The sequence below is a fragment of the Jeotgalibacillus alimentarius genome (genome assembly GCF_000829445.1).
Lineage (GTDB): Bacteria > Bacillota > Bacilli > Bacillales > Jeotgalibacillaceae > Jeotgalibacillus > Jeotgalibacillus alimentarius.
In genome coordinates this window covers 167,889-189,826 of record NZ_JXRQ01000018.1, presented here as the reverse complement: position 1 = coordinate 189,826, position 21,938 = coordinate 167,889, and the positions used below count along the sequence as shown (strand labels likewise).

Annotated in this window: 24 protein-coding genes; 22 read left to right on the top strand and 2 right to left on the bottom strand. The window is 39.7% G+C overall.

Going from position 1 to position 21,938, the window contains the following annotated elements; genetic code table 11:
- Positions 1 to 114 precede the first annotated feature (114 nt).
- Positions 115 to 639: an RNA polymerase sigma factor SigX gene (gene sigX / locus KP77_RS10780; protein ID WP_041122731.1), complete on the top strand. Its 525-nt coding sequence runs from the start codon at positions 115 to 117 to the stop codon at positions 637 to 639.
- A complete protein-coding gene (locus KP77_RS10775) occupies positions 632 to 1,867 on the top strand; it encodes a GerMN domain-containing protein (protein ID WP_041122730.1) in 1,236 nt (411 codons plus the stop codon). The genes sigX and KP77_RS10775 overlap by 8 nt, the downstream gene beginning before the upstream one ends.
- Before the next feature lie 48 nt (positions 1,868 to 1,915).
- On the opposite strand, the gene KP77_RS10770 is transcribed toward KP77_RS10775, so the two are convergent.
- The gene (locus KP77_RS10770) at positions 1,916 to 2,164 is read right to left on the bottom strand and encodes a ferredoxin (protein WP_041122729.1); all 249 of its coding nucleotides are present in this window, start codon (positions 2,162 to 2,164) and stop codon (positions 1,916 to 1,918) included.
- Positions 2,165 to 2,354: 190 nt separating this feature from the next.
- On the opposite strand from KP77_RS10770, the gene KP77_RS10765 reads away from it, so the two are divergent.
- The 8 genes from KP77_RS10765 to KP77_RS10730 all read left to right on the top strand — a co-directional run bounded on the left by KP77_RS10765 (position 2,355) and on the right by KP77_RS10730 (position 9,706).
- The gene (locus KP77_RS10765) at positions 2,355 to 3,458 is read left to right on the top strand and encodes a helix-turn-helix domain-containing protein (RefSeq protein WP_041122728.1); all 1,104 of its coding nucleotides are present in this window, start codon (positions 2,355 to 2,357) and stop codon (positions 3,456 to 3,458) included.
- Entirely contained in the window at positions 3,410 to 4,849 is a 1,440-nt protein-coding gene (locus tag KP77_RS10760) for a RecQ family ATP-dependent DNA helicase (protein ID WP_041122727.1), read from the top strand. The genes KP77_RS10765 and KP77_RS10760 overlap by 49 nt, the downstream gene beginning before the upstream one ends.
- Entirely contained in the window at positions 4,842 to 5,408 is a 567-nt protein-coding gene (locus KP77_RS10755) for a CPBP family intramembrane glutamic endopeptidase (RefSeq protein WP_041122726.1), read from the top strand. The genes KP77_RS10760 and KP77_RS10755 overlap by 8 nt, the downstream gene beginning before the upstream one ends.
- 1 nt (position 5,409) lies before the next feature.
- Positions 5,410 to 6,099, top strand: a complete 690-nt coding sequence (locus KP77_RS17570; RefSeq protein WP_052474086.1) for a LysM peptidoglycan-binding domain-containing protein — start codon at positions 5,410 to 5,412, stop codon at positions 6,097 to 6,099.
- 83 nt (positions 6,100 to 6,182) lie between these two features.
- The gene (locus tag KP77_RS10745) at positions 6,183 to 6,818 is read left to right on the top strand and encodes a CBS domain-containing protein (protein ID WP_041122725.1); all 636 of its coding nucleotides are present in this window, start codon (positions 6,183 to 6,185) and stop codon (positions 6,816 to 6,818) included.
- Between the two features lie 76 nt (positions 6,819 to 6,894).
- Positions 6,895 to 7,647, top strand: coding sequence for a metallophosphoesterase (locus tag KP77_RS10740; protein WP_041122724.1), 753 nt, complete (start codon positions 6,895 to 6,897; stop codon positions 7,645 to 7,647).
- Positions 7,648 to 7,736: 89 nt separating this feature from the next.
- Positions 7,737 to 8,648, top strand: a complete 912-nt coding sequence (locus KP77_RS10735; protein WP_041122723.1) for a MerR family transcriptional regulator — start codon at positions 7,737 to 7,739, stop codon at positions 8,646 to 8,648.
- 98 nt (positions 8,649 to 8,746) lie between these two features.
- The gene (locus KP77_RS10730) at positions 8,747 to 9,706 is read left to right on the top strand and encodes a YpdA family putative bacillithiol disulfide reductase (RefSeq protein WP_041122722.1); all 960 of its coding nucleotides are present in this window, start codon (positions 8,747 to 8,749) and stop codon (positions 9,704 to 9,706) included.
- Between the two features lie 30 nt (positions 9,707 to 9,736).
- Here the strand turns inward: KP77_RS10730 and KP77_RS10725 are convergent, their stop codons facing one another.
- The gene (locus KP77_RS10725) at positions 9,737 to 10,708 is read right to left on the bottom strand and encodes an asparaginase (RefSeq protein ID WP_041122721.1); all 972 of its coding nucleotides are present in this window, start codon (positions 10,706 to 10,708) and stop codon (positions 9,737 to 9,739) included.
- Between the two features lie 84 nt (positions 10,709 to 10,792).
- Between KP77_RS10725 and prsW the strand changes: the two genes are divergently transcribed.
- The 12 genes from prsW (at position 10,793) to KP77_RS10665 (ending at position 21,938) form a co-directional block, all read left to right on the top strand.
- Positions 10,793 to 11,458 carry a glutamic-type intramembrane protease PrsW gene (gene prsW / locus KP77_RS10720; protein WP_041122720.1) on the top strand — a complete coding sequence of 222 codons (666 nt, stop codon included), beginning with the start codon at positions 10,793 to 10,795 and terminating at the stop codon, positions 11,456 to 11,458.
- A gap of 115 nt (positions 11,459 to 11,573) precedes the next feature.
- Positions 11,574 to 12,344, top strand: coding sequence for a spore cortex-lytic enzyme (gene sleB, locus KP77_RS10715; protein ID WP_041122719.1), 771 nt, complete (start codon positions 11,574 to 11,576; stop codon positions 12,342 to 12,344).
- Between the two features lie 16 nt (positions 12,345 to 12,360).
- On the top strand, positions 12,361 to 13,671 hold the full coding sequence (gene ypeB / locus KP77_RS10710) for a germination protein YpeB (RefSeq protein WP_084218670.1): 1,311 nt from the start codon (positions 12,361 to 12,363) through the stop codon (positions 13,669 to 13,671).
- 288 nt (positions 13,672 to 13,959) lie between these two features.
- Positions 13,960 to 14,592 (top strand): flagellar brake protein, encoded by a 633-nt coding sequence (locus KP77_RS10705; protein ID WP_041122718.1) that lies wholly within the window; start codon positions 13,960 to 13,962, stop codon positions 14,590 to 14,592.
- Between the two features lie 128 nt (positions 14,593 to 14,720).
- On the top strand, positions 14,721 to 15,398 hold the full coding sequence (gene cmk / locus KP77_RS10700; protein ID WP_041122820.1) for a (d)CMP kinase: 678 nt from the start codon (positions 14,721 to 14,723) through the stop codon (positions 15,396 to 15,398).
- Complete coding sequence (locus KP77_RS10695; RefSeq protein ID WP_041122717.1) at positions 15,395 to 15,976, top strand: lysophospholipid acyltransferase family protein; 582 nt, start codon at positions 15,395 to 15,397, stop codon at positions 15,974 to 15,976. The genes cmk and KP77_RS10695 overlap by 4 nt, the downstream gene beginning before the upstream one ends.
- 126 nt (positions 15,977 to 16,102) lie before the next feature.
- Positions 16,103 to 17,248 (top strand): 30S ribosomal protein S1, encoded by a 1,146-nt coding sequence (rpsA, locus tag KP77_RS10690; RefSeq protein WP_041122716.1) that lies wholly within the window; start codon positions 16,103 to 16,105, stop codon positions 17,246 to 17,248.
- A 14-nt stretch (positions 17,249 to 17,262) separates the two neighbouring features.
- Positions 17,263 to 18,312 carry a type 2 isopentenyl-diphosphate Delta-isomerase gene (fni, locus tag KP77_RS10685; protein WP_041122715.1) on the top strand — a complete coding sequence of 350 codons (1,050 nt, stop codon included), beginning with the start codon at positions 17,263 to 17,265 and terminating at the stop codon, positions 18,310 to 18,312.
- A 164-nt stretch (positions 18,313 to 18,476) separates the two neighbouring features.
- Positions 18,477 to 19,793 carry a ribosome biogenesis GTPase Der gene (der, locus tag KP77_RS10680; protein ID WP_041122714.1) on the top strand — a complete coding sequence of 439 codons (1,317 nt, stop codon included), beginning with the start codon at positions 18,477 to 18,479 and terminating at the stop codon, positions 19,791 to 19,793.
- Between the two features lie 21 nt (positions 19,794 to 19,814).
- The gene (locus KP77_RS10675) at positions 19,815 to 20,858 is read left to right on the top strand and encodes an NAD(P)H-dependent glycerol-3-phosphate dehydrogenase (RefSeq protein WP_041122713.1); all 1,044 of its coding nucleotides are present in this window, start codon (positions 19,815 to 19,817) and stop codon (positions 20,856 to 20,858) included.
- Between the two features lie 141 nt (positions 20,859 to 20,999).
- Complete coding sequence (locus KP77_RS10670) at positions 21,000 to 21,203, top strand: DUF2768 domain-containing protein (RefSeq protein WP_041122712.1); 204 nt, start codon at positions 21,000 to 21,002, stop codon at positions 21,201 to 21,203.
- Between the two features lie 15 nt (positions 21,204 to 21,218).
- A complete protein-coding gene (locus KP77_RS10665) occupies positions 21,219 to 21,938 on the top strand; it encodes a hypothetical protein (RefSeq protein ID WP_041122711.1) in 720 nt (239 codons plus the stop codon).

Here is a 21,938-nt window from a genome sequence, read left to right as displayed (position 1 = left end):
TCTCATGTAAAATGAGAAGGTGTAAAATACAGACAACATAAGAAAACGTTCTGATGAAAGAAACTTTTTCATCTTAAATACGACTAATGGTATGAACGGGGGAGGAGACGGTTAATGGACTCCGTTTTTAAACGATTATATTCGGAATATCAGCAGGATGTTTTCCAATTTTTGATCTATATGGTCAAAAACAGAGATACTGCAGAAGATCTGTTGCAGGAAGTGTATATAAAAGTGATGAATTCCTATCACAGGTTTGAAGGGAAAAGTTCCGAAAAAACCTGGTTATTTTCAATTGCTAAAAATGTAACGATTGATTATTTCAGAAAGCAGCAAACAATACGCAAGCGGGTAATGGACCACTTTGACTGGGGAGAAAGAGAGATCTCATCAAACGGACCGCTCCCGGAAGAAATTACTGAGCAGAATGAAGAAGTTCAAAAGCTGTACAGCTGTCTTGATTTATGCACAACTGACCAGAAGCTTGTCATTGTAACAAGATATATTCAGGATCTGAGTATAGCAGAGGCTGCAAAGGTACTTGGGTGGTCAGAAGGAAAAGTAAAAACAACGCAGCACAGGGCAATTAAAAAACTGAAAGAACTGATGTCAGAGGATGGGAGGGATATCAATGACTAAACAAAAGCCGACTGAAAAGGAAATTGAATATCATTTGAAGCAACTGCCAGTCATCAAAAACCGCTTAAGCGCAGATGATATGTATCAGCATATTCATTTGAGGAACAAACGGAAAAAGAATTTCCCCTGGATGCCGGCAGTTGCAGGAACTGCAGCTGCAGCTCTGATGATTATACTCGGTCCCGGTCTGTTTAATCAGGATAATCCCTCCACTGAACAATCATCTTCCGATATGGCAGTGACAGTGAATGATGAATCTGCCGAAAGTAATGTACAGGAAACTGAGCGTGAAGAGTCATTAGATAGCCAGCCTCAAGAGTCAAATCCTGCACCACAGGAAGATACAGCTGAAACTGCAGCTGAAGAAGAAGGCGAAGCTGCAGCTGCTTCAGATAAAGAACTTGAAACAGTAGAAATCGAAAGCACTCAGGAGTCAGGTCTGCTTTTTGAAGAAAATCTTGGCGACAGGCAATATTTTGAAGCGGCACTTGTTACAGAAGATGCATACATCATTCCATATACATTTGTCGTACCTGATAGTGAAGAAAAGTTATCAGCGGCCTCTCTATACTTAAAATGGGCTGAATCCATTAATGAACAGCAAATGGGATTTATGGATTATCATCCTGTAAGCAATAACCTGAAGGAAGAAGGTGAAACAATTACGGGTATGATCAATGAACTTGAAAATAAGACCCAGGGAGCATCAGCGGCCCTTTTAATTAATGTATTAAAAGAAACTTTCGGCTCCGACTATAATCAGTTCAGAATTGTAGATGAAAATAATGAGACTGCAGAAGTAGGCGCGTTTGGTATAGTAGAATCCTATCTGCTCAACAATGATCAAAAAGGATTTTATGTATATGAAAATAATAATGGCACTTACTATTATGCAAAAAGCAATGAAAATTTTACCACGCTTCAGGAAGCGCTGACAGCGATAGAAGATGAAGTGCCGAATGATCGTTACACTTCACCTGTTCCTGAGAATATTAATGTTAATTATGAAGTGGTTGAAAATGAATTAATTGTGACATTTGAAGGGAATATCAATGAACTGACTGGTGAAGATAAAATAAAAATGGTTGAATCGATTCTGCTGACAGCTGAATCTTTCTCCATGAATTCTGTTCAGTTTGAGGGCATTGAAAACGGGTTTATAGAGGGATATGATTTCAGCGCTCCGGTACCCGTTCCGGTTGGCGGAAACATCGCTTATCTGCAATAAAAAAGACCTGGCCACTTTAGACATCAATTGTCTTTGTGGCCGGGTCTTTTATTCAAACTTTAGTGCGTCGCCATCAAACGGTTCTTCAGCAACCTTGATCGAATCAGTAGGGCAGCCTTCAAAAGCATCAAGCATATCATCATACAATACTTCAGGTACTTCAACAGTACCTTCATTGTCATCAAGTACGACAAATGCAATACCCTCATCATCGTAATCATAAATGTCCGGTGCTGCAGCACCACATGCGCCACATGCAATACATGTATCTTTATCTACGATTGTATATTTAGCCAATTGGATTACCTCCTCATAAAAGCATTTATAAGCTGAAAAATGTCCATTACTTATTTTACTCGTCTGCGATTCGATTTTCAATACAGAAGACCGTTTAATTTCTTTTACCCGTCTCAGCATAAATGAAAACTGACGAATGTATGAATCAGATGTTACTATGAGTATAACTCGTAAATAAAGGAGATCCTCTATGAACTATCTTGATGCTATGATGATGGTCGGACTCGATATCATCAATGGTGAAAGAACCCAATCCTCCATCTATCATCTTCTAAAAGGTAAAAAAACTTCACAAACCATCCAAGATGCGCAACTGTTTGGTGTATCCCCTCAGTTTCAGATTTACCCTGCACTGAGCAGAAAGAATTATGATCAGAGATTATCCGGTCTTTTGCAAAAAGACTTTCTTGCAGAACAAAGAGATGGAATCATCGTTGTAACCGCATCAGGAAAAAAAGCACTATCTGATTTTTTTGAGGTGAGACCGGTTCCTTATGATCTTAATGGCTGGAAATACCAGAAGTCAGCGCCGGTTTTCTGGCACAGGCTGACACTCATGATTCAGACAGCATCTAACCTGATCCATGATCGACAGCGTTTTCTTCCAGTCAGCAGGGATATACATATACAAAACTGGGTCAGACATCATGTGAAGCAGTCTAATAGAGCATTACTTGATTACACTCAACAGATCCATAAAGAATTAATGGAAGTTCTCACATTAACAAATTTTCCTGATACACCTGAATTAGTCGTCCAAAAACTGTCCGGGTTTGACATGATCGGACTGACCAATCAGCAAATTGCAGAAAGATTGGGTTGTGATGCTGCCGATGTGTATCTCCGGTTTTTGAATTCACTCCATTTTATGGTGGCAGCTGTTGAAAAAAGGACCGGAGATTATCCGGTTTTGTCAGAAATGATGATGTTAGAAAACACTGGAAATACGTTGCTGACAAAATCAACAGCTGAAACATTCACCTACTTATCAAAGCAGTATTCAATTGAACAGATTGCAGCTTTAAGGAATTTAAAGAAAAGCACCATTGAAGATCACGTACTTGAAATAGCTTTACTGGATCCTGACTTTGACATGAATCTCTATGTGCAGGATGAGTTAATAAAAGAAATACGATCAGCAGGCGAAGACAGTAAAAGGCTTAGGTTTATAAAAGACAGCGTACCGGAAGCCGATTATTTTCAAATCAGGCTGGTACTTGCTACGTCAGAGAGGGATGGGATGTCATGGAGAAATTACTTTATGAGAAATTTGGGTATTCATCATTCCGTTTAGGGCAAAAAGAGATCATCAGCTCAGTCATTAATCACAAGGATACGATTGCCATGCTGCCTACAGGAACGGGAAAAAGTCTTTGTTACCAATATCCCTCTTATGTAAACAACAACCGGGTTTTGATCATTTCTCCGTTGTTATCGTTGATGCAGGATCAGGTGGATCAGATTAAGCTGAGGGGAGAAAAGAGAGTAACGGCAATTAATTCTTTTCTGACTTTTAAAGAGAGAAAACAGTTGATTGCAAATCTTGAAGCATACCGCTTTATTTTTCTTTCACCTGAGATGCTGAATTCAAATGAGGTGCTCCAGAAGTTAAAAGAAATTGGCATTGGATTACTCGTTATTGATGAAGCGCATTGTATTTCACAATGGGGTCCTGATTTCAGACCGGATTATCTGAGACTTGGACATCTCAAAAAGACACTTGGCAGCCCATGCACACTTGCACTGACTGCCACTGCGACTGAGGAGATAAGAAAAGATATTGCAAAAAAACTTAACCTGAACAATTGGAAAGAATGGGTATATTCAGTTAACCGGCCAAATATTGCTTTAGAGGTTAATACATTTAATGATGTGGCTCAAAAGGAAAATAAACTGCTTTTACTTGTTCAACGCAACACAGCACCTGGCATTATTTTTTTCTCAAGCAGAAAAAAAGCAGAGGAGATGCAGGCGGCTGCATCAGCCAGGCATGTCAGTTGCTCTGTGTATCATGGAGGAATGGAGACAGATCAGCGAATTTTAATCCAGCAGCAATTTATTAACGGTCAATTGGACTGGATATTTGCGACAAATGCATTTGGTATGGGAATCAATAAAAATAATATCAGAACGGTTATCCATTTTCATATGTCTTCATCAGTTGAAAACTTTCTGCAGGAGATCGGAAGGGCAGGCAGGGACCTGAAGCAGGCTCACTCCATTCTTCTATACAGTGCAAATGATGAATTTATTCCGCTGCAGCTTGCAGAACTTGAAAAACCTGCTTTAGAACAGATAGAAAATTTTTATAGTATGTTCAAAAGGGATATGCCGATTAATGAAATCCAGGAAAAACTGATGCTCACAGATACACAAGTTAGAGTACTGCGTTATTATATACAGCATGAACCTGCTGAACATTGGGCAGAACGTATTAATCATCTGCTTGAAAAACGAGTGAACAGTAAAAAGGAAAAAGTAATGGAAATGAAAAGCTATATAGAAACTGATTCCTGCAGGAGAGCGAAGCTTTTGGCTTTCTTTGAAGAATCACCGTCAGCTGAAGCAGATCATTGCTGTGACAACTGCGGAATCGGGAATATGGTGATGAACAGAGAAAAGTCCTCTTACAAAGAAGTAAACTGGAAAGAGAAACTGGACAGGTTATTGATCAAGAATGAATAAACACCAGCCTTTTACAGGAAGAGAATTAATACGCGCTGTATATGTCACTCAAATCATTCTGATCATCATATCAATCTTTCTCGGGTTCATTTTATTTAACAGTTTTTCCGACTTTGCTCTGCTGTTACAAATCAACGCAGACATATTCATCACCGGTTTAATCACCGGGGCAGCTATTGTTTTAATAGATTTGCTGCTGATGAAGGTTTTTCCTGAACAATCATTTGATGATGGCGGAATTAACCGTACTCTTTTCAGCTATATTCGGCCTGCTCATATCTTACTTTTAACAGGGTTGATTGCATTTAGTGAAGAACTGTTATTCAGGGGTGTATTACAAACTCATATTGGACTGATAGGAGCCAGTATGATCTTTATAGCGATCCATTTCAGGTATTTGAAGAACCTTGTCCTGCTTGTAAATATTACTTGCTTATCTTTTATTTTGGGATTTGTGTATGAATATACCGAAAGTCTATGGTCAGTTTTCACGATTCACTTTATAATAGACTATATATTAGGTATTTATATTCATTATACTTATAAAGAAGGGGATTAAAATGAAAAGAGATCCTTACAGGGACCGTGCAGAAAAAGACAGAAAAGAAATACAGTCAGCTAAACCGGCATCTACAAATGAAAGCAGTCAACAGACTGCGCATTCTAGAGTTGAATTACACGGGAAAAAAAGAGAAGAGAAAAAATCAGGTAAAAAACCATTTCCGCTTACAGGCTTACTGCTCGCTACTTTTATTGTATTACCGTTAACCGTTGTCCTGGCAGCAGTTTATCTTTTTTCTGATAACGAAACGGGCATCACAAATGCAACTCTTGAAAATGCAAACGAATTTCAAATCGAAAAGATGAGAGAAACAGCACTAAGTGATAAGACTGAACCCGTTTTAGCTGAAGAAAATAATGACGCGGCCAGCGAAGAAATAGTTGAAGAAACGCCTGAAGAAAGCCCGCAGGAAGAGACTTCGGACCAGGCTGCAGAAGAACCAGCAGAACAGCCGGCAGAAGAGGTTGAACAACCTGCTGAACCTGTAGAACAGCCTGCTGAAGAAACTGAACCAGTTGAAGAAACGCCTGAACCATCAGGCAGTACACACACTGTCCAGGCTAATGAAACCTTATACAGAATCTCAGTCAATTATGGACTGGGACCGGACGGGGTTGATCAGCTGAAACAAATTAATGGTCTTGGTGATAATGAAATATTTGTAGGACAGGTTTTACAATTACCATAAAAGGAAAAAGGAATTTGACTATGTTTTACAGAATAGTATGAACAAGCAGCTGAGCTGTTACTAATTAACCGGGGTGAGTGTATATGTTTGTAAAAAGTGCAATGGTACCAGCAGCAAAATGTTTTACCGTTCAGGCAGATGAATCAATTGAACGTGTAATTAACCTTCTTGAAGAGAAAGAAGTAGATGCATTACCTGTTTTAAGTGGTAATACATATAAGGGAGTTACAACCAGGTATCATATTTATCAGGCTTTCTTTAAATCAGGAATGTCCAAAGAAGCTTTTTATGAAACAAAAAAAGCGGGTGATATTTTAACTCACGAGGATAACTACCTGCAGGGTGATGAAATTTTTGAAACAACGTTATATCAGCTGAATGATTTCCCTCTGATGTCAGTAGTAGATACTGACAGAAGGTTTAAAGGAATTGTCACAAGGTTTGATGTGTTTAATCAGTTCAGAAGCGCATTTGGAATGCACAAAAACGGTGTGAGAATTGCTTTTACATCCGTAGAAACGGAAGGCAGAATTTCAAGACTTGCTGAAATTATTCAGCAATTTCATGAATCTGTTATTTCACTTGTTACATTTGATGAAACTGATAAGCTTGTCAGAAGAATTGTTCTTAAGATTGAAAAGAGAGATAATCTTGACAAATTCCTGAAGAAACTTGAAAAGTCAGGATTTAGAATTCTTGATATAAAAGAAGATCTTTAATCAATCATTTCCCCGTAGTACGGGGAAATGATTTTCTTTTTACATTGAAATATTAATGCCAGTTCAGGAGGAAACAATGAAATATCTTTTAGTTGCTTTAAGTATGATTGTTTCAATGTGTCTTTTTATGTTTAAAAGAGCTTTCGAAAATAATCTGGTTACACATGAAGTTAAGTTAAATAATCAAAAAAAATATAATCCGGTTAATATGCTGTTTATTTCAGATATTCATAGACGCTCAGTTTCTGAAAAATGGCTGATGTCACTGCCTGAAACAGATATCGCTGTAATCGGAGGAGATATAACCGAAAAAGGGGTTTCTTATGAGAAAGTCAGAAAAAACGCAGCATTGATTGCCTCAAATAAAAAAACCTACTTTGTTTTTGGTAATAACGATGAAGAAGTAGATAAAACATTACTTACGGATATACTTGAAAATGAAGGTATTACTGTGCTTGAAAATGAGTCTGTTAAATGTCACCTGAATGAAGGATTGGTGATTGCAGGTGTTGGTGATATCAACTACCAAAAAGATGATATAAAAAAAACCATGGCTGATATTCATGATGAAGATGTCATATTACTCAGTCATGATCCCAGAATTACAAAAAAATTAAATCAAATAACGAATGCCTCTAACATTAAGCTGATCTTATCAGGTCATACACACGGGGGGCAGATCAGGTTTTTCGGATTCGGTCCTTACCAAAAAGGCAGAATGGAGCGGAAGCCTCAGTATGCACATCTGATCAGTAACGGTTTTGGTACAACACTTCTCCCGCTGAGACTTGGTGCAAAATCTGAAGTACATCTAATCCGGATTGTATGATACAGTTATAAAAAACCTATACAAATTTTACATCTTTGTATAATGAATATATAATTAAGTATCACGAAGTTCGGAGCAGGAGGTAGGCCATGAAAGCTGACGAAGGAAAATATAATATAAAAGCAGTTTCTAATATACTTGGTATACAGCCTGGAACGCTCAGAGCGTGGGAACGACGATATCAGATGGTCGCACCTGTCCGTAATGAATCAGGACACAGACTTTATACAGATGAGCATATAAGAAAGTTAAAATGGCTCGTTTCTAAAGTGAACGCCGGATTTACGATCAGTCAGGCTGTTGCGCTTTCTGAGCAGGAGCAGGATACGGTTGTTTCATCAGAGCAAAACGAAGATCAGCTTTCAGTACTGAGAAACGATCTCCTTAGAGCACTGATGCAATTCGATGAGAGTAAATCACATGATCTGATAAATGAAGCATTTTCGCTTTATACGGTTGATAAAGTACTTGTTGATATTTTAGGTAGTATCCTGATAAAAATTGGTCTCTTATGGGAAGAAGAACGGATTACAACAGCACATGAACATTTCGCTACATCTATCCTAAGATCAAGAATCGGGATACTAATGCATTCATTTCCCCAAAATAATTTTTTGCCGAAAGTGGTTGCCGTCTGTTCGCCGGGTGAATGGCATGAGCTGGGGCTACTGATTTTCACGTTATTTATCCGTAGAAAAGGGTTTAATGTAATTTATCTGGGTTCAAGTATCAAAGAAGGCGATATACAGGTGGTGCTTGATACAGTTGAACCGAAATTCCTTTTTATGTCCTGTACGCTCAAGCAGAATCTTCAAAGAGCGAAAGAATTGATTAAAGATCTTGAAAAAGATTATAAAGATCTTGCTATCGGGCTTGGAGGAAATGCTGTTAATATGATGAATGATACAGAGAAAGAAGGATTCGAGAAAAATCTGGTTGGTCTCAATAAAGAGGATTGGGAAAACTGGATCAGTAATTCGCTCAATATGTCTGCAAATTAATTGAATACTGACTGTAAAACTCCTATTATGAATAAATAGGAGTTTTTTAAAGGAAGCAGGGTATAGCAGATGTTTGCTTTGAAATAAGGAGTGACAAAATGAAAACTGAAAAAGTAATTGTGATCGGTGGGGGACCATGTGGACTTTCTGCTGCGATTGAATTGAAAAATAAAGGACTTGATCCTCTTGTGATAGAAAAAGGAAACATTGTGAATGCGATTTATCATTATCCGACTCACCAGACTTTTTTCTCATCAAGTGAAAAACTTGAAATCGGGAATGTGCCATTCATCATTGAACAGCATAAGCCCAAAAGAAATCAGGCGCTTGTCTATTACCGTGAAGTTGCTCTAAGACATAAGCTTCGGATTAACAGATTTGAGAAAGTGAAAAGTGTAAGGAAAGAACAGGATCTTTTTATGATCAGTACAGATAAAGGCGAATATTCAGCCGGGCAGGTTGTTGTTGCGACAGGTTATTATGATCATCCCAATAGACTTGAATGTCCCGGTGCCAAATTAGACAAAGTACATCACTATTTCAAAGAAGCCCACCCTTATTTTGATCTGGATGTTGCTGTCATTGGCGGGAAAAACTCTGCAGTGGATGCAGCGATTGAACTCCAAAAAGCAGGTGCCAGAGTGACAGTGTTATACAGAGGAAGTGATTATTCTCAAAGCATAAAGCCATGGATCCTGCCGGAATTTGAAGCGCTCGTAAAAAACGGCTCAGTACAGATGATCTTTAACGCAGAAGTAAAGGAAATTAAAGACAAAGAGTTGATCTATCATGATGGATTCAATGAAATATCAATGAAGAATGATATTGTATTTGCAATGATCGGCTATCATCCGGATCATTCATTTATAGAATCGATGGGCGTGGAAATAGACTATGAAACCGGTCGTCCACTTTTTAATCCTGAAACAATGGAAACAAACGTGCCGGGGATTTATATAGCCGGAGTGATTGCAGCCGGGAATAATGCCAATGAGATTTTTATTGAAAATGGACGTTTTCATGGGAAGCAGATTGCCGAATCGATTACCGTTGAATAAAAAAGGCTGTGTCATATTGACACAGCTTTTTTATTGAAACATTGCAGCGATATAATCCAGATCGTCTGATTGAGATAGTCCGATCATCAGCTTGAGCCTTGCTTTTTGACCATTTAAGCCGTTAGAAAAAATTACGCCCATCTTTTTCAGCTGGCGTCCTCCGCCTTCATAGCCGTATACATCCTGTGCAATTCCGTTAAAACATCTTGATACCAGCACAACAGGTATATTCTTTTCAATCAGATGAGCAAGTCCATCCACCGTCCCCGGAGGCAGATTTCCCTGGCCGAGCGCTTCAATTACTACACCATCAAAATCCAGAGAAGCAAGTGCTTCAAATAGTCTTGAATCCATTCCGGCATATGCTTTGATAATTGAGACATTTTTACTCAGCTCAGAGATAGAATATTTAACGTCGAGCTTTGGTGTATGATGGAACAGGACAGCACCTTTTGTTACGATTCCAATTGGCCCATATTGCGGGCTTTGGAAAGTGGAGACATTACTTGCATGTGTTTTTGTCACATTGACTGCGGTGTGGATTTCATCATTCAACACGACTAGTACACCTTTGCCGAATGCTTCATCAGAGGTGGCTACCCTTACAGCACTTATTAAGTTATATAGCCCGTCAGAGCCAATTTCATTCGATGACCTCATAGCTCCTGTTACAACGATCGGGATTGATAGTCTCAGCGTTAAATCAAGGAAATATGCAGTTTCTTCAAGCGTATCAGTTCCATGTGTAATCACAGCACCGTGTATACCGTCTTCTAAATAATATTTTTCAATTATTTTTTTTAGTTCGAGCATATGATTCGGCGTAATGTGCGGTGAAGGTAGTGTGAACGGCGCTTCTACGATAAATTCAGCATAATCATTAAGATTATGCGTATGTCTCATTAACGGATTAGCACCTTCTGGTTTGACTGCTCCGGATTCATCTTCCGACATCGATATTGTGCCGCCTGTATGAATAAGTAATAGTTTTTTCTTAGACATTTGACCCCTCCGTGAAAGTTAACTGTGTAATTAGATTCTTTTCCATGATACGATGAGAAAAACAGATTGAAAAGAGGCAACATCATGATCGCTCTTATTTCAGCTGCGATAGCACCCGGACTGGCTCTTTTAAGCTATTTTTATTTGAAGGATCAATATGACTCAGAGCCAGTCAGAGTGGTTTTCAGGGCATTTATTTTAGGCGTTGCTGTAACATTTCCTGTTATGTTTTTACAATACGTGATCGAAGTTGAAATAGATTTTAGCAATATGATATTTCAATCACTACTGACATACGGATTATTAGAAGAATTTTTTAAATGGTTTATTTTATATTTCTTTATTTTTCATCTTGTTGAATTTGATGAACCATATGACGGTATTGTATATGGCGCTGCAGTTTCATTAGGATTCGCAACACTAGAAAATGTACTTTATCTCGCGGCATACGGACTAGAAACGGCTATCGGAAGAGCTTTATTACCAGTCTCAAGTCATGCATTGTTTGGGGTGGTCATGGGTTATTACATAGGAAAAGCAAAATTTAATCAAAAAAGATATTTCTTTGTTTTCATATCATTAGTACTCCCAATACTTCTTCACTCTGTATATGACTTTATTCTAATGAGCAGCAGGCACTGGATCTATTATATGATTCCATTCATGCTGTTTCTGTGGTGGCTGGGTTTATGGAAAGTCAAGAAAGCCCATATTCTAACTGATGCACACCACAAAGCTAATCGTATATAACCATCAAAAGCATGCAGCTGCATGCTTTTTTTATTGAGTTCTGACTTATGCCTTTTGTATAGTTTGCTGAATTTGGTTCAGATTAATATTATCCATTGTTACAGGAGGTATATGCATGAAGAAACAATATATTGCTACAATCCTTATCTGCTTATTATTCTTAAGCAACAGCTCAGCAGCTAATGCATTCAGTGGGCAGGTGATTCAAAAGGGGGCTTACGGAGACGATGTCATTGAGTTGCAGGCACGTCTTCAGTATATCGGCTATTACACCGGCCAGATCGATGGAGATTTTGGATGGGGGACCTACTGGGCGCTTCGAAACTTTCAGCAGGATTATGGTATGGATATAGACGGTCTTGCAGGTCCGGAAACAAGGCAAAAACTGATCAATGCAAGTGAATATAATAGGGATTTTGTGAAAGGGAACATCAATAAAGGTGTGAAATTCACTCATTACGGCGGGACACCGCTGAAAAACCAGGTGAAAGATGAACCGTCCACTCAAAAAATGACTTTACCTAAAGGCTATTCTGAAAAAGATATTCAGCTGATGGCTAACGCAGTATATGGAGAAGCGCGGGGCGAACCATATGAGGGACAGGTTGCTGTAGCTGCTGTTATTTTGAACCGGATTGAGGATGAAGCATTTCCCAATACTGCTTCAGGAGTGATTTTTGAACCGTTAGCGTTTACAGCGGTTGCTGATGGTCAGATATGGCTTACACCTAACGAGCAGGCCAAACGCGCGGTGATGGATGCTATAAATGGCTGGGATCCTTCAGAGAATGCGCTGTACTACTTTAATCCAGTGACTGCAACGAGTAAATGGATCTGGTCCAGACCGCAAATTAAACAGATTGGTGAACATATATTCTGTCTGTAAGTGAGGAGTCTAAAAAGTGAAGAAGAAAAAAATAATCCTGATCACATTGTTTTTATGTGCTTTTATCGCAACTGCAGCAGCGGCCTTTCAAAAAGGGCAGGTCCAGGCTCTCGAAACGCATATGGAAAATCAATACCAGCGTGCATTTCATGAAATGACGTTTCAAATGGATCTTCTGCATGATGAAATAGGATCCACACTCGCGATGAATGGGGGGCGTACATTGACACCTGCGCTCACTGAAGTATGGCGGTTGACTTCAATGATACACTCAGACATCGGTCAGCTTCCGCTTGGTATTCTACCGTTTAGTGAAATGGAAAAATTTCTAATGAAAATTGGTGAATTCAGCTATCGCACATCTGTCAGAGATTTATCATCTGAACCGCTCACAGGAGAAGAGTATGACAAGCTGAAGCAGTTATACAGCCAGTCTGCTGACATCCAGACTGAACTTAGAAACATTCAGGAAAGAATCTTAAATGAAGAATTAAGCTGGCTCGACCTTGAAGAGCTTATGGCTACCGGGGATGCGCAAGCTCAGCCTGTTGTAGATGGTTTTGCTAAAGTGGACGGTACTGTGAAAGGGTACGCTTCAGAAACCTTTGCACCTACAGAACAGGAAACTGCATCAATGCGGCGAAAACAACTGCAGCACTTGAGCGGCAGTGAAATTACAGAACAGGAAGCACTAAAAATCGCTGAATCATTTTCTGAGACGGCACTGGATCAGGCTGAAGTTTCAAAGAGCATGAAAGGATCACCTTATCCATTTTTGACTGTCAGAGAACCGGAAGAAAACTTTTCAATGGACCTTTCTTTAAAGGGCGGGTATCCATTATATCTGATAAAGGATCGTGAAATTAATAACACATCCCTCAGTTTAAATGAAGCAGCAACTGAAGCTGAAGCATTTCTCAAGAAAAACAAGCTGAATGACTTGAAGCTCGATCAGGCCCAGCAGACAGATCACAGTGCTTCATTTACATTCGTTAAGTATCTCGAAGATGAAAACGTATGGGTGCTTGATGATTCAGTGTATTTAAAGGTTGCGCTCGATAATGGTGAAGTACTTGGTTTTACCGGCTTCGATTATTGGGCGGGTTACGGGGAGATTGACATACCCGAACCTTCTTTGTCTGAAGATGAAGCCTTATCACTGCTTCATTCAGATTATAAAAATGGGGAAACGAGAATGACCTTGATCAGAAATGAGTTTGATGAACATGTATTATGCTTTGAATTCACCGGTGTTTCAAATGATGAAACATACAGAATTTATATTAATGCAGAGACAGGTCAGGAAGAAAAAGTAGAAAAACTGTAAAATTTAACCCTTTTATTCAGTACGTATAAAGCATACTGAGTAAAAGGGTTTTTTTCATATACTTTTGCGTTAAATGCTGCTTTAGCATAATTGGCATAGGTCTTGAAGTAAAAAGCGTGAGCTGGTTCACAGCACGCCCTGCAGAAAGCGGTCCCCTGCAGCTGAAATCAACAGCAACCAATAACATAGTTTATAAAAAAGATTATGCTTTCTTACTGAAAAAGGAATTGAAATTGTGATGTTCCATGAGATAATACCCATATAGCGTAGTTTAGGCGGGTGTGACAAATGAAAATTGGAACTGTATTAACAATTGAACCGATGCATGCTTCACAAAATGATAAATATAAAAGCAGACTTGTTGAAGTAAGCGATAATAAACTCTTTATTGATTATCCAATCAGCATCTCGACAAATAAAACAGTCTTTCTGACGGATGGAATGCAGCTGAGAGTCACGTATACAGACGACAAAAATGATGCATTCTCTTTTGAAACAGAAGTCAAGGGAAGAAAAAATACAAATATTCCTATGATTTCGGTTGAAGCACCGGAGGACAAAGACTTGATTAAAATTCAGCGGCGTCAATTTGTCCGTGTAAATTCATCCATAGATCTATCGATCAAATCCGGTGCAGCAACTTTTACCACCGTTACTGAAGATATCAGTGCCGGAGGGCTTTCTTTTATCATTAAAAATGGAATGAATTTTGAACAGGGTGATCCTCTCGAACTTTTTATCGTACTTCCAATGAGAAACGGTGATATACAATATGTAAAAGTTGAGGGAGAAGTCATTCGCACCAAACAGGTTGAGAGGGTACATATAGGTATGGTGAAATTTATTGATCTGACTGCTCTAGAAAGACAACTGTTATTAAGGTACACGTTTGAATGTCAGCTGAAGTTAAAAGAAAAATAACACCCGAAACGCTCTTTCTGTGAAAACAATAAAAGAGCGTTTTGTCGTTTAGAACCATCAGAAAATCTGACGTTTGTGATACAATAACTGTGATTAAATTAGATTGAGGAGAATCGCCGGTGAACAAGATAAATAACATACGAATTGCACTTGATGGTCCAGCAGCTGCCGGAAAAAGTACTGCTGCAAAAAAAATTGCTGAGAAACTTGGCTTTATTTATATAGATACAGGTGCAATGTACAGAACTTTGACATTAAAAGCAGTGAATCAGCAGGTTGATCCTAAAAATGAACAGGCATTATATAACCTGTTAATGAATACAGTGATAGAGCTAAAGCCTGGAGAAGATGGTCAGCTTGTTTTTCTTGATGGCAGGGAAGTAACAAGGGAGATCAGAGAACAGCAGGTAACAAAACACGTATCTGATGTGGCGCTCCATAAGGCTGTAAGAAGCGAGATGGTTAAAAGACAACAGAACCTTCTTAAAAACGGGGGTATTGTGATGGATGGCCGTGATATTGGAACAGCCGTGATCCCCGATGCAGAATTAAAAGTTTTCATGTCAGCAACCGCTGAAGAACGGGCAAGAAGACGCTTTGAAGAACATCAGTCTCAGGGGATTCAGTCAGATCTTCAACAGCTGAAATCAGAAATTGAAGAACGTGATTTTATTGATTCAACACGTGAAGTTTCTCCGCTTACAAAAGCTGAAGATGCAATAGAACTTGATACGACTCATATGACAATTGATGAAGTCGTGAATAAAGTAACAGAATTAGCTGCCGAACGGGGGGCTTTACGATGAACTTATATTCATTTGCCAAAGGACTTGTAAAAACAATTCTTACACCTGCTTACAGGATACGCACAGTGGGTAAAGAACATATACCGGAAGAAGGCGGTGTATTAATATGTGCCAACCATATTAATGTGCTTGACCCTCCTGTTGTGGGAATTACTTCACCAAGACCGGTTTCATTCATGGCAAAGGAGGAGTTATTTAAGGCACCTGTTTTAAAAAGCCTGCTCCCAAACCTGAATGCATTCCCGGTTAAAAGAGGGATGAGCGATAGAGAAGCTCTTAGAAAGGGACTGGCACAGCTGAAAGATGGACATGTTGTAGGCCTGTTTCCTGAAGGTACCAGAAGTAAAGATGGACAAATCGGAAAGGGTCTGGCCGGCGCAGGCTTTTTTGCCTTAAGATCGGATGCAGCAGTTGTTCCGTGTGCCATTATCGGACCTTATAAATTGTCTAAACGTCTTAAAGTCGTCTATGGCAAGCCGATTAATATGACCGAACTGAAAGAAAGAAAAGCATCAGCAGTAGAAGTAACAGAAATCATTATGAATGAGATTAAACAACTATCCGACAATCATCGATAAAAGTTCTCGCTTGACAAACACGGCTATTTATTAGAAGTTAGTAGTATATTCTGAATTTAACATTAAACTGTGAATTTTTTCACATTTAATACAATTTCAGCAGTCTTGGATTAAGGAGGAGTACATATGACAGAGGATATGAACAACATCGAAGTAAACTCATTAGAGGTAGGAAATCGGGTTACCGGTACTGTAACCAAAGTGGAGGAAAAACAGGTTCTTGTAGATGTAAAAGACAGCAAGATAGACGGTATTATTCCGATTTCAGAACTTTCGAGCCTCCATGTGGAAAAAGCCTCTGACGTCGTTAAAGAGGGCGATGAGCTGGATTTAGTCGTGACTAAAGTCGAGGAAGAGCTTCTGGTATTGTCTAAACGCAAAGTAGAAGCTGAAAAAGCTTGGGAAGAAATGAAGCGCAGATATGAGTCAGAAGAAGTGTTTGAGGCTGAAGTGAAAGACGTTGTAAAAGGCGGTCTGGTAGTAGACCTTGGCGTCAGAGGTTTTGTACCTGCTTCATTGGTAGAAGACTATTATGTCGAGGACTTCGAAGATTACAGAGGCAGATCTCTGACCTTCAGAATTGTTGAACTCGATGAAGAGAAAAACAGGCTGATCCTTTCACATCGTGCTGTAATTGAAGGCGAAAAAGCTGAAAAGAAAAAAGAACTTCTTGAAAAAATTCAGGCAGATGATGTGCTTGATGGAACTGTTCAGAGAATCACGGATTTTGGTGCTTTTGTTGATATCGGTGGAGTGGATGGTCTTGTTCATATTTCCCAGTTATCGCACCAGCACGTAGAAAAGCCTTCTGACGTTGTTGAAGAAGGACAAAAGGTTCAAGTTAAAGTATTATCTGTTGACCGTGATAACGAAAGGATCTCTTTATCAATTAAGGAGACGTTACCTGGACCGTGGTCAGATATTGAAGAAAAAGCACCAAGAGGAGCGGTCCTGGACGGGAAAGTCAGACGTCTTGTATCATATGGTGCGTTTGTCGAAGTGTTCCCGGGTGTTGAAGGACTGGTTCACATATCACAGATTTCACATCAGCATATCGGTACACCTCATGAAGTCCTGACAGAAGGTGAAGAAGTTCAGGTGAAGGTACTTGATGTTAATGTGAATGACCAGAGACTATCCCTTTCAATTAAAGAATTAAAAGAAGATAAAGGGTCTGTATCGCAAAACTATGATATGCCTGAAGAATCTTCCGGCTTCCAGCTTGGTGAAATGATTGGTGACAAATTAAAAGATTTGAATAATGACAAATAATTAGGTGAATAATAGTGAGCAGAGCGAAAAGAAAACTTGATCATATTCAATATGCTTTAAATGATAAACCATCAGGCATGACAGGATTCGATGATGTGCAGATTGTTCATCAGAGTCTCCCTGACAGTTCTGTGGAAGAGGTTTCTCTTCACTCTGAAGTAGGCGGACTTAATTTGAGTTCGCCTTTTTTTATCAATGCGATGACAGGTGGAGGCGGAGAAAAAACACTTGAGATCAACGCTTCACTTGCCAGAGCGGCGAAGGAAACAGGTATTGCTGTTTCAGTCGGTTCACAAATGTCTGCAATTAAAGACAAACAGGAACGCAGAACTTACAGCATTGTACGTAAAGAAAATCCGGATGGTGTCATATTCGGTAATATCGGCAGTGAAGCTACACTGTCTCAGGCGCTTGAAGCGGTTGAAATGATTGAAGCTGATGCATTGCAAATCCATCTGAATGTTATCCAAGAACTGGCTATGCCTGAAGGTGACCGTTCATTTAATGGAGCATTAGAGAGAATTTCACATATCGCAAATGAACTTTCTATCCCGGTTATTGTGAAGGAAACAGGCTTTGGTATCAGCAGGGAAGCAGCTGCAAAGCTGAACGATACTGCTGTTACTGCAATCGATGCCGGAGGATACGGCGGAACTAATTTTTCAAGCATCGAAAACAGCAGGCAGCAAAGAAAAAAACTTTTTTTCGACCACTGGGGCATACCAACTGCGGCTTCAATAGTTGAAACTGTCAGTGTTACCGAAAAAACAGTACTCGCTTCAGGTGGCATTCAGTCCAGTATCGATATTTTAAAAAGTCTGATCCTAGGTGCATCAGCAGCCGGCATTGCAGGAAAGTTTTTAAGAATACTGACTGAAGATGGAGAAAGTGCACTGATTAAGGAAATTGAATACGTGAACGAAGATCTGGTTATGATGATGACTGCCTTAGGCTGTCGTAACGTATCTTCTTTACACCGCGCCCCTGTAGTCATTTCCGGTGATTTATACCACTGGCTTCATTCCAGAGGGCTGCATCCTGAACAATTCAGCAGAAGATCATGAGCCATTTTAACAAGTAAAAGCTGATTTCCTTAAAAAGAAATCAGCTTTTACTTGTATCAGGGCAAGTTGTGCATTAAATTAAATACTGATACAATGATTTGGCTGTACAGAACGAATAAATTGAAAGTGCACATTAGAAAAAGTGCGTAGAAAGGGTGAACGTCATGGCAAAAGCAAAGCCGGTCGTTGCGATAGTTGGTCGCCCAAACGTAGGGAAATCCACTATTTTTAACAGAATTGTAGGAGAACGTGTATCCATTGTGGAAGATACACCGGGCGTTACAAGAGATCGAATTTATAATTCAGCAGAATGGCTGAATCATGATTTTAATATTATTGATACTGGCGGAATCGACATTGGAGATGAGCCATTTTTAGAACAGATCAGACAGCAGGCTGAGATCGCGATTGATGAAGCAGATGTTATTATTTTTATGACCAATGGACGTGAGGGTGTTACTTCAGCAGATGAACATGTTGCGAAAATCCTTTATAAGTCTAATAAGCCGGTTGTATTAGCTGTCAATAAAGTAGATAACCCCGAAATGAGAGATCAGATCTATGATTTCTATTCTCTTGGATTCGGTGAACCTTATCCTATCTCAGGTTCACATGGGTTAGGTCTGGGTGACCTGCTTGATGCTGCAGCTGAACACTTTGACCAGACTGATCTAGATGACTACGGAGAAGAAGTCATCAAATTTTCTCTGATCGGCAGACCAAACGTAGGGAAATCTTCCCTTGTTAATTCGCTTCTGGGTGAAGAACGCGTCATCGTAAGTAATGTTGCCGGTACAACCCGGGATGCAGTTGATACGCCTTATAAATACGATGGTCAGGAATACGTGATCATTGATACTGCCGGTATGAGGAAAAAAGGTAAGGTATATGAATCAACTGAAAAATACAGCGTACTTCGTGCACTCAGAGCGATCGAGCGATCTGATGTGGTCCTTGTATTAATTGATGGAGAAGAAGGTATCATCGATCAGGATAAAAAGATTGCAGGTTATGCCCACGATGCAGGGCGGGCAGTTGTTATCGTCGTGAATAAGTGGGATGCTGTAGAAAAAGACGAAAAAACAATGGACAAGTTTGAAAAAACAATCAGAGCTCACTTCCAATTCCTTGATTATGCGCCGGTCGTATTTGTTTCAGCGCTTACTAAAAAGCGTATTCATACACTTCTGCCTGTCATTAATATGGCGAGTGAAAATCATTCAATGAGAGTTCAATCAAGTATTCTGAATGAAGTGGTAATGGATGCTGTTGCAATGAATCCAACTCCGACGGATCACGGAAAGCGTCTGAAGATTTTCTATGCGACACAGGTTGCCGTTAAGCCGCCTACGTTCGTCATTTTTGTAAATGAGCCGGAATTAATGCACTTTTCTTATGAAAGATTCCTTGAGAACAGAATCAGGGAAGCTTTTGGCTTTGAAGGTACACCAATCAGATTGATTGCCCGTGCCAGAAAGTAACGCTGTTAAGGAGGGATTGGATTGGACAAGCAAAACATAGCAGTTCTTGGAGCAGGAAGCTGGGGGACTGCCCTTGCAATTGTGCTTGCAGACAACCTTCACCAGGTGAATTTGTGGACACATACAAAAGCACAGGCAGACCAGATTAATGCGACACATAAGAATGAAAAATATCTCCCGGGGATAGACATTCCTGAAGAAATCACTGCATATTCAGATCTCGAAAAAGCGATAGACACTGCGGAAATGATTGTATTTGCTGTACCTGCCAAAGCGACAAGAGAAGTTGCAGAACAGGTGAATAAAATCAGGCACACTCCTGCACTGGTTGTTCATGTCAGTAAAGGGATTGAACCTGATACTCATTTAAGAATATCTGAGATACTGCAGGATACTTTATCAGCCGATGCAATGTCGGATCTGGTTGTGTTGTCCGGTCCAAGTCATGCTGAAGAAGTAGTAAAGCGTCATCCTACAACCGTGACGGCAGCATCTGAAAATATGAAAGCTGCTGAAAAAGTTCAGGATGCATTCATGAATCAGCACTTCAGAGTTTACACCAATCACGATGTGACAGGGGTTGAGGTAGGTGGGGCGCTGAAAAATATCATCGCCCTTGCAGCCGGTATAACCGATGGACTCGGGTATGGTGATAATGCGAAGGCTGCCCTGATTACACGTGGTTTGGCTGAAATTGCAAGGCTGGGCACCAAACTCGGTGCTAATCCGTTAACCTTCTCCGGTCTCACTGGTGTGGGTGATTTGATTGTTACATGTACAAGCGTGCACTCCAGGAACTGGAGAGCAGGTAATATGCTGGGTAAAGGACACAAGCTTGATGACGTACTCGAGCAGATGGGTATGGTCGTTGAAGGTGTCAGAACGACTAAAGCTGCATATCAGTTAGCAGAAAAGCATCAGGTGACAATGCCGATTACAACAGCTTTATACAAAGTCCTTTTTGAAGATGTCCATCCTAAAGAGGCAGTTGATCAGCTGATGACACGTGTTAAAACACACGAAATGGAAGAACTGGTCAATATATTAGAGAACCAGAACGAATAAACCGGGGATGACCCGGTTTATTTTATTTTTGTGCAATGTTAAATTCCTTGAACTTTTTCTGACTCTTACATACCTTTTTTATGAAGTGAAAGTACATATGGTATAATTAAAACTGCACGTTTTGTGAAAGGGTGAGCTTTAATGGATGCATTAACTAAAATGTGGATTTCATTCGGTTCGATGGGCTTTATGTTTTTAGCCATTATTATTATTTATTTCAGCCGCTATAAGATTTCAAATAAAGTTTTAAAGTTTATTACAGCTTTTGCTGCTTATATTTTTATGATTTTAGCCGGTTTGATTATGTTATGGGTCGTATTGAGCGGACCGACTATGGAAGCCTGATTCGGGGGAATAAATATGACAAAATACCTTCTTGCAATATCAGCTGTTCTATCGCTTGTTTTAACAGGGTGTATGTTACCCTCTCAGGAACGGGCGGGAAATGATATTGCATATGAAGAACAGATTGAAAGTGTTCAATCGGCAGTTGAACAGTATCAGGAAAGTACCGGTGGTCTTCTTCCGATTAAGACGGTGGAAAATGATACACCGATGTACAGAAAATATCAGATTGATTTTTCTTTATTAAAACCGCGGTTTATGGCTGACCTGCCTGGTAATGCATATGAAAATGGCGGTGTATTTCAGTACACACTTCTTGATGTTGAAGAGAATCCTACAGTCTATGTATTTGACTTAAGGGTAGCTGAAACCATCAGATCACTTCAGATCAGAATACAGGCTAACAGAGGAATTCCTTTTGAGGGTCAGGTGGGGAATAATATGTACTCTATCGACTTTTCGCAACTGGGATATGATGAAGATCCTGTTGTAACAAGCCCTTATACAGGTAATGAACTTCCTCTCGTTGCCCGGGGTGATGGTACGGTTTACGTGGATTACATTACCGATTTGTATCAGTTAACGCAGGATATGGACCAGTCCGCGATACAGGATCTTGAAGATTTACGTCCGATATTATTTGAAGGATCACGTGTTGTCCCTGCATACAGTGTTCCTTATTATATCGGGGATGACGGTGAAATAAAATATGGTCAGGAAGAAACCGGCTCTTAA

Coding starts and splice junctions, on each gene's coding strand:
- sigX (WP_041122731.1), top strand. CDS start 115: ATGGACTCCGTTTTTAAACGATTATATTCGGAATATCAGCAGGATGTT.
- KP77_RS10775 (WP_041122730.1), top strand. CDS start 632: ATGACTAAACAAAAGCCGACTGAAAAGGAAATTGAATATCATTTGAAG.
- KP77_RS10765 (WP_041122728.1), top strand. CDS start 2,355: ATGAACTATCTTGATGCTATGATGATGGTCGGACTCGATATCATCAAT.
- KP77_RS10760 (WP_041122727.1), top strand. CDS start 3,410: ATGGAGAAATTACTTTATGAGAAATTTGGGTATTCATCATTCCGTTTA.
- KP77_RS10755 (WP_041122726.1), top strand. CDS start 4,842: ATGAATAAACACCAGCCTTTTACAGGAAGAGAATTAATACGCGCTGTA.
- KP77_RS17570 (WP_052474086.1), top strand. CDS start 5,410: ATGAAAAGAGATCCTTACAGGGACCGTGCAGAAAAAGACAGAAAAGAA.
- KP77_RS10745 (WP_041122725.1), top strand. CDS start 6,183: ATGTTTGTAAAAAGTGCAATGGTACCAGCAGCAAAATGTTTTACCGTT.
- KP77_RS10740 (WP_041122724.1), top strand. CDS start 6,895: ATGAAATATCTTTTAGTTGCTTTAAGTATGATTGTTTCAATGTGTCTT.
- KP77_RS10735 (WP_041122723.1), top strand. CDS start 7,737: ATGAAAGCTGACGAAGGAAAATATAATATAAAAGCAGTTTCTAATATA.
- KP77_RS10730 (WP_041122722.1), top strand. CDS start 8,747: ATGAAAACTGAAAAAGTAATTGTGATCGGTGGGGGACCATGTGGACTT.
- KP77_RS10725 (WP_041122721.1), bottom strand. CDS start 10,708: ATGTCTAAGAAAAAACTATTACTTATTCATACAGGCGGCACAATATCG.
- prsW (WP_041122720.1), top strand. CDS start 10,793: ATGATCGCTCTTATTTCAGCTGCGATAGCACCCGGACTGGCTCTTTTA.
- sleB (WP_041122719.1), top strand. CDS start 11,574: ATGAAGAAACAATATATTGCTACAATCCTTATCTGCTTATTATTCTTA.
- KP77_RS10705 (WP_041122718.1), top strand. CDS start 13,960: ATGAAAATTGGAACTGTATTAACAATTGAACCGATGCATGCTTCACAA.
- KP77_RS10695 (WP_041122717.1), top strand. CDS start 15,395: ATGAACTTATATTCATTTGCCAAAGGACTTGTAAAAACAATTCTTACA.
- rpsA (WP_041122716.1), top strand. CDS start 16,103: ATGACAGAGGATATGAACAACATCGAAGTAAACTCATTAGAGGTAGGA.
- der (WP_041122714.1), top strand. CDS start 18,477: ATGGCAAAAGCAAAGCCGGTCGTTGCGATAGTTGGTCGCCCAAACGTA.
- KP77_RS10670 (WP_041122712.1), top strand. CDS start 21,000: ATGGATGCATTAACTAAAATGTGGATTTCATTCGGTTCGATGGGCTTT.
- KP77_RS10665 (WP_041122711.1), top strand. CDS start 21,219: ATGACAAAATACCTTCTTGCAATATCAGCTGTTCTATCGCTTGTTTTA.